The following is a 6978-nucleotide window of genomic DNA, read 5'->3' as shown; positions in this document are numbered from 1 at the left end:
GAGTTATAAAGGTACGGGAGGGTTTTCCCTCAGGATGAACCCGAACAATCATACGGACGATAGAACTCTCATCTTCGCGACGCAATAAAGGCTCTTGGATATCGAGTGGTTCTTTGAGATGCCCTTTTACCATAGCGATATACTTCTTAGTGATTTGGCGCTCTTCAAACATCATCTTCAAAGCGCGCTCACTTATTTTGTTTCGTGCCGCTAAAACCAAACCGCTCGTTTCCTGATCGATCCGATGGGTGATGTTGGCATCATGACCGAAACGGTGTTTGATCTCATCGTTGAGTGAGTAGGGAGTGTGTCTGTTTTGAGGGTGGACGAGGAGACCGCTGGGTTTGTCATAAACTGCAAACTCCTCTTCGATAAACGTAGGTTCTAATCCTAACGTCAAAGGTTCAAAACAGATGAAATCAAAAGACCCTTCGATAAACCCCGCATTGTTAGCCATCACTTCACCCTCTTGTGAAAGACGCCCTTTAGCAATTAAACGTTGTGCTTCACTTTGGGTTATCCCTAACTCTTGCATTAAAAATCGGAATGCTTTTTGACGAGTCGGTGCATGAAGCTGTTTGGTAACGAAGGGCAATTTAATTCCTTTTTAGGGAGGGTTAGATAGACTATATATAATAATAATAGAATGCGCATTTTAGCATAGTAAGGAAAGAGATATGGTAGATCGTTACGCCAGAGAAGAGATGAAATCCAAGTGGAGTATCCAAGCAAAATATCAAGCATGGCTCGATGTTGAAAAAGCGGTTGTTGTCGCATGGAATAAATTAGGTCTTATTCCCGATGAAGATGCAGAGAAGATTGTTAAGAATGCAGGATTCAGTGTTGAGCGTATCGATGAGATTGAAGCGATCACTCGTCATGATTTGATTGCGTTCACCACATCGGTTTCGGAAACTCTAGGAGAAGAGAGCCGATGGTTCCATTATGGTATGACATCTTCTGACACAGTTGATACAGCTGTCGCATTACAAATGCGTGATTCATTGGCATTGATTATCGAAGATGTCAAAATGGTAATGGAGTCTATCAAACTTCGTGCTGAAGAACATAAGATGACGTTGATGGTGGGACGTTCTCACGGAATTCACGGTGAGCCGATTACGTTTGGTTTGGTATTAGCGGTTTGGTATGATGAGATGGCTCGTCATCTAACAAACTTGGAACAAACGATGGAAGTGATCTGTGTCGGTCAAGTCTCAGGAGCGATGGGTAACTTTGCTCACGCGCCGTTAGAACTCGAAGAGTATACGTGTGAAGCGTTAGGGCTTAAATCAGCTCCTGCATCTAACCAAGTTATCCAACGTGATCGTTATGCACGTCTCGCTTCGGCACTCGCATTGATGGCAAGCTCTATCGAGAAATTTGCGGTACAGGTTCGTCACTGGCAACGCACCGAAGTGTATGAGTGTGAAGAATTTTTTGCCAAAGGGCAAAAAGGCTCAAGTGCAATGCCTCACAAACGTAATCCAATCTTGACCGAAAACATAACAGGGTTAGCTCGTATGGTTCGCGCCTATGTTATCCCTGCGATGGAAAACGTGGCGTTATGGCATGAGCGTGATATCTCTCACAGCTCTACCGAGCGTTTCTGGTTGCCGGATAGTTTCGTAACAAGTGATTTCATGCTTCACCGTTTTAATAGTGTTATCGCTAACCTCGTCGTCTATCCTGAGAACATGATGCGTAATCTCAACTTAACCGGCGGTTTGGTTTTTTCTCAACGTGTTTTACTCGAACTTCCTCTCAAAGGGGTAAGTCGTGAAGATGCGTACCGTATCGTTCAACGCAATGCGATGAAAGTATGGGAAGGGTTGCAACAAGGAAACAGTGCTGTTAATGAAGAAGGGGAGAGTTTGTATCTCCAATATTTATTGGCGGATGATGAACTTCGTAACTCTTTGAGTGAAGAGGCAATTCGTGAATGTTTCAACTTTGATTACTACACCAAAAATGTTGATAAAATTTTTGCGCGAGTATTTAAATAATTGGTTCAAAATTTGCTTTAATAAGCTTGTATAAAAAGAAGTCAAAAAGCTAGAAAATTTCTAAATTTTGAGGGTATAATACCCCTCTTATGTACATCAAGGAAACTGCTATATGTTAACTATTGTTAAGCGTAACGGCCGTCGAGAGCCGCTGGATATCACCAAAATTCAAAAATATACCTCTGCCGCGGTGAAGGGGCTAGTTAACGTATCGCAGAGCGAGTTAGAGGTTGATGCTCAGATTCAGTTTCGTGATGGAATCAACAGTAATGAGATTCAACACACTCTTATTAAAACAGCGGTTGATAAGATTGATATCGATTCTCCTAACTGGACGTTTGTAGCATCTCGTCTATTTCTATATGATTTGTACCACCGTGTAAACGGTTTTACCGGTTACGGCTCCCTAGAGAGCTATTTTGAACGCGGTGAAGCCGAAGGGCGTATTTTGCTCGGTCTGAGAGATAAATTTGATTTGGCGGATTTGGATGGGTATATCGTCCCTGATCGTGATTTACAGTTTAACTACCTCGGTGTTAAAACACTCTATGACCGTTATTTGATCAAAGATCGTCAAGGTGATCCTATCGAACTCCCTCAGCACATGTTTATGGCAGTTGCGATGTTCTTGGCACAAAACGAATCTGATCGTCAGGGTTGGGCGAAAAAGTTTTATGACATGATGTCCAAATTCGAAGTGATGATGGCGACCCCTACCCTCTCAAATGCTCGCACAAACCGTCATCAGCTCAGCTCATGCTATATCGGTTCTGCCCCTGATAATATCGAAGGGATTTTCGATGCTTACAAAGAGATGGCATTACTCTCTAAATTCGGCGGAGGGATCGGTTGGGATTGGACACAGGTTCGTGCTATGGGATCCTTCATCGACGGTCACAAAAATGCGGCCGGCGGAACCGTACCGTTTTTGAAAATCACCAACGACATCGCGATTGCGGTGGACCAGCTCGGAACGCGTAAGGGGGCTATCGCCGTTTATTTAGAGCCGTGGCACATGGACGTCAAAGATTTCCTCGATGTGAAGAAAAACTCAGGGGAAGAGCGCCGACGTGCTCACGATTTGTTCCCTGCACTCTGGATCAACGATATGTTTATGAAACGGGTCGTTGAAGACGGTATCTGGACGATGTTCGATCCGTTCGATGTAAAAGAGCTCAGCGAGCTTTACGGTGATGCGTTTGAGAAACGTTATCTCGAACTCGAACAAGATCCGAGCGTAGTGAAAGAGCACACCAAAGCCAAAGATTTGTGGAAAAAAATCCTCACCTCGTATTTTGAGACGGGAAGTCCGTTCTTGTGTTTCAAAGACAGTGCGAACCGCTCTAATCCGAACGACCATTTCGGGATTATCCGCAGTTCAAACCTTTGCACCGAAATTTTCCAAAATACACAGCCGAATCACTATTTGATCAAAATCAAATATGAAGACGGATCGTTTGTTACATTCGAAGAAGATGAGATCGTTAAAGTCGATAGCGGTATCGAAAAACCGGCGAACAAAGTGACAGCGCTCGATTCACTAAACGGTCGCCCTATCTATATCGTAGAGAAAGAGAAAGTGGACGGTGCGACGGCGGTATGTAACCTCGCATCGGTCAACCTCTCGCGTATTCACACCAAAGAGGACATTGACCGTATCGTTCCGGTAGCGATTCGCGCGCTCGATAACGTCATCGATCTGAACTTTTATCCTCTCGAAAAAGTAAAACGTACCAATATGCGCAGTCGTGCAATCGGTTTGGGGGTTATGGGTGAAGCGCAGATGCTCGCCGAGAATAAAATCGTGTGGGGAAGCCAAGAACATTTCGACAAAGTGGATGAAGTGATGGAAGCGGTGAGCTATAACGCGATCCTAGCATCTTCAAACCTCGCTGTCGAAAAAGGGTCATACGCCGAGTATCAAGGCTCTAAATGGAGCCGTGGAATTCTCCCGATGGATCATGCAACTCCTGAGGTACTTAACTTAATCGACCGTGGCGGATTGTTTGCACCGAACTATGAGTGGGATGAGCTTCGTGAAACCATCAAACGCCAAGGGATGCGTAACGGTTATTTGATGGCGATTGCACCGACGAGTTCGATTTCAATCCTCACAGGGACGACACAAACGATTGAGCCGATCTATAAGCGCAAATGGTTTGAAGAGAACCTCTCAGGTCTTATTCCGGTCGTTGCACCGCAACTTAGCCCTGAAACATGGGGATACTATACTCCGGCGTACGATCTCGATCAAACGATCCTCGTTAAAGCGGCGGCAATCCGTCAAAAATGGATCGATCAGGGACAAAGTCTCAATATCTTTATCACCCTTGATCGTGCCAGCGGTAAATATCTCAACGATATCTATATGCTCGCATGGAAACTGGGTCTCAAATCGACCTACTATCTCCGCTCTCAGTCACCGGAGCAAAAACAAGATACAGCAGACCGCTCGATGGAGTGTGAAGGGTGTCAGTAAAGCCCCTGAGCGCTTTAACGCTCAAAAACCTATTAGACCGTATCGACTTTGCTCGTCACGGTGAAGTCCACTCTCTAACCCCTCTTTCCACTACTTCCATAGAAATTCGTTTCAGTGTTCAGGATATCGCACGCGGTTATGACTGGATCGATGTACTTTTTCGTGTGGATGGTGTGAATGATGCCAAACTCGTAAGTGACAATGTTCTACGTTCTTTGGATATGAGCGAGGGGATTACGGTGGAGATGGATAGTAACAGTTGTGCGTTAGCCATCGGAAGTTACTTTGGCAGAGCGAACGAAGCCCCGTTTTATATCCTCGGAACCTCCATCGGGTACGAAGAACTTCCTTTTAGCGGTTAAGTAACTCTTTCACGCACGATTCGATCATCGTATACACGTGCTCAAAACCCTCAAAACCATCGAAAAAATAAGGATCGGGGACATCCGCTCCGTTATGCCCAAAATCTCCCAATTTCACCAAATTTTGACACCCTAGCGCTTTGAGATCACGGTAATTGCTTTGATCCAATGCAACGATCAGATCAAAGGCACTAAAATCGGTTTTTTTTACTTGGCGGGCATGAAGTCCTGAAATATCGACATCGTGGTTTTTAGCTACCGTTACGGAGTGTTTACAGGGTGTTTCACCGACGTGCCAGCTCCCCGTGCCTGCCGAATCGACGGTGATACTATGACTGCCCTCTTCTATCAACGCTCGCGCAACTCCCTCGGCAATCGGAGAACGGCAAATATTACCGAGACAAACAAAGAGGATCGATTTCATAATGAGTTAACTGTGTCGTTTGAAGGATCGGGTAGAATGAGTAGATGAATCAGATGCGAGTGTCTTCCAAAGTTTCGGGAGGTTAGCGGAGAGCTCTTGTCCGCGATAGAGCTCCGCTTCGGTGAGTTCATAATACATCTGATCACGACTGACACGTGCCCACTCACTCCCCTGCGCGGCGACATAGTTCCACAGTGCATAGGCGATGGTGTTGTTGATTTGAACCCCTACCCCGTTTTTATAGAGCCATCCTAGGATGAGTTGGGCATCGGTGTTTCCATTTTTTGCGGCTTGTTTAAATAAGCGGGAGGCTTGAATATGATTTTGAGGAAGTCCTATCCCCTCGATCATGAGGACACCAAGGGCAACTTGGGAATCAGGATGATTTTTTTGCGCACCGATTTTAAAAAGGCGAACCGCTTCTTTGTAGTCAACCGGAGTACCACAACCTTTTAGGTTCATAACTCCAAGAAAATAGAGGGATTGAAGATTGCCTTGTTCAGAGGCGGGAACAAGAAATTTCCGTGCTTCGATATAGTTTTGATGATAAAAGGCAACTTCGCCGTCGTGGGCAAGTTGTTCTGTGGAGGATGCGAAAAGGGTAGAGAAGCTAAGAAAGAAAAATGTTAATACAATTTTACAATTTGACATAGTAAGCTCCCTACAAAGGATAATGATATTTTACCATAATAGCTTAAGTTAAAAATAGAGAAATCAAATTACTATTTAATTTTTTCCAACAGGCAGATAAAAAACCCATCTATCGTATCGGTTGGCAAAATACGGACGGCATTTTGGACCCGCTCGTCATACACCTCTTTCCCCCATCGCGTCAGAGGCTTTTGTATGTTATCGAAAGGCAATGTGAGGGGGATGGTCTTTAAACGGTCTCCATGGCGCTCTAAAAGGTGCTGAAGAGGGCTTTCGTTCTCTTCTGGAGAGAATGAACAAGTACTATAGAGCAATTTACCGCCCGGCTTGAGAGCATCGAATGCCGAGAGCAATAATCGGCGTTGAAGTTTGGAGGTCTCTTTGACTTTGTGAACGCTCCAGTAACTCATCGATTTGGGCTCATGGGTTTTAAAGCGTGCCTCAGAGGAGCACGGCGCATCAAGAAGGATGCGATCAAACATCTCAGGGCACTTTTTACCGACACTTCGTCCATCGGTCATATAGGTGTGGGCGTTGGTCACACCTTGGTGTTTGAGGTTATCACAGAGGCGGAAGAATCGCTCTCGTTGAAGTTCCACCGCAGAGAGCCATCCGGTATTTTCCATCATCCCCGCAAGCATGAGGGTTTTCCCTCCCGGTGCGGCGGCGAGGTCGAGAACGGTCTCTTCGGGGCGAGGTGCGAGCAAGAGCGGGGCGATCATCGAGGAGAGGTTTTGGATATAGAGACGTCCCTCATAGAATGCGGATGTTTGAGTGAGGCGGAGTTTATCTTCTGGATTGATACGATAAACTCCCTCTAGGATATCCCACCCTACTCTCTCGTAAGTGATCCCCTCGCGTTCCAGCTCGGATTCGAGGTCACTGGGGGTTGTTTTAAGGGGATTGAAACGAAAAGTGACCCGTTTGGGTGCATCGAAGGTTTTGAGGATTTTATCAAATTGCTCATGTGGAACAATTTTCTCCAACCGCTCGCTAAACGTTTCGGGAAGGCTCATCGCACAACTCCATCGAGGACGGGGACGAAATCACATACCT

7 protein-coding genes are annotated in these 6978 nt (G+C 45.6%); 3 read left to right on the top strand and 4 right to left on the bottom strand.

Annotation, left to right across the window (positions count from 1 at the left end; all coding sequences use genetic code 11):
- Positions 1-595, bottom strand: a 595-nt coding sequence (locus tag JZU62_RS00715; protein ID WP_295010958.1) for a pseudouridine synthase, incomplete at its 3' end; no start/stop codon positions are given.
- Between the two features lie 82 nt (positions 596-677).
- On the opposite strand from JZU62_RS00715, the gene purB reads away from it, so the two are divergent.
- The 3 genes from purB to JZU62_RS00700 all read left to right on the top strand — a co-directional run bounded on the left by purB (position 678) and on the right by JZU62_RS00700 (position 4847).
- A complete protein-coding gene (gene purB, locus JZU62_RS00710) occupies positions 678-2006 on the top strand; it encodes an adenylosuccinate lyase (protein ID WP_295010956.1) in 1329 nt (442 codons plus the stop codon).
- Between the two features lie 112 nt (positions 2007-2118).
- On the top strand, positions 2119-4485 hold the full coding sequence (locus tag JZU62_RS00705) for a ribonucleoside-diphosphate reductase subunit alpha (RefSeq protein ID WP_295010953.1): 2367 nt from the start codon (positions 2119-2121) through the stop codon (positions 4483-4485).
- Entirely contained in the window at positions 4476-4847 is a 372-nt protein-coding gene (locus JZU62_RS00700) for a hypothetical protein (protein ID WP_295010951.1), read from the top strand. The genes JZU62_RS00705 and JZU62_RS00700 overlap by 10 nt, the downstream gene beginning before the upstream one ends.
- Here the strand turns inward: JZU62_RS00700 and JZU62_RS00695 are convergent.
- From JZU62_RS00695 to JZU62_RS00685, 3 genes are all read right to left on the bottom strand, one after another.
- Positions 4837-5271 carry a low molecular weight protein-tyrosine-phosphatase gene (locus JZU62_RS00695; RefSeq protein ID WP_295010950.1) on the bottom strand — a complete coding sequence of 145 codons (435 nt, stop codon included), beginning with the start codon at positions 5269-5271 and terminating at the stop codon, positions 4837-4839. The two genes, JZU62_RS00700 and JZU62_RS00695, sit on opposite strands and share 11 nt — an antisense overlap.
- Before the next feature lie 6 nt (positions 5272-5277).
- Positions 5278-5922 (bottom strand): tetratricopeptide repeat protein, encoded by a 645-nt coding sequence (locus JZU62_RS00690; protein ID WP_295010948.1) that lies wholly within the window; start codon positions 5920-5922, stop codon positions 5278-5280.
- A 71-nt stretch (positions 5923-5993) separates the two neighbouring features.
- A complete protein-coding gene (locus tag JZU62_RS00685; RefSeq protein ID WP_295010946.1) occupies positions 5994-6938 on the bottom strand; it encodes an RsmB/NOP family class I SAM-dependent RNA methyltransferase in 945 nt (314 codons plus the stop codon).
- Positions 6939-6978 lie beyond the last annotated feature (40 nt).

Origin of the sequence: Sulfuricurvum sp., assembly GCF_019163035.1 — a bacterium.
Lineage (GTDB): Bacteria > Campylobacterota > Campylobacteria > Campylobacterales > Sulfurimonadaceae > Sulfuricurvum.
Note: the sequence above shows the minus strand (reverse complement) of the source record. Positions and strands in the feature narration are given on the sequence as shown.

What these genes read in the sequence shown, in the direction of transcription:
- purB (WP_295010956.1), top strand. Translation starts at nt 678, where the DNA reads ATGGTAGATCGTTACGCCAGAGAAGAGATGAAATCCAAGTGGAGTATC.
- JZU62_RS00705 (WP_295010953.1), top strand. Translation starts at nt 2,119, where the DNA reads ATGTTAACTATTGTTAAGCGTAACGGCCGTCGAGAGCCGCTGGATATC.
- JZU62_RS00695 (WP_295010950.1), bottom strand. Translation starts at nt 5,271, where the DNA reads ATGAAATCGATCCTCTTTGTTTGTCTCGGTAATATTTGCCGTTCTCCG.
- JZU62_RS00690 (WP_295010948.1), bottom strand. Translation starts at nt 5,922, where the DNA reads ATGTCAAATTGTAAAATTGTATTAACATTTTTCTTTCTTAGCTTCTCT.
- JZU62_RS00685 (WP_295010946.1), bottom strand. Translation starts at nt 6,938, where the DNA reads ATGAGCCTTCCCGAAACGTTTAGCGAGCGGTTGGAGAAAATTGTTCCA.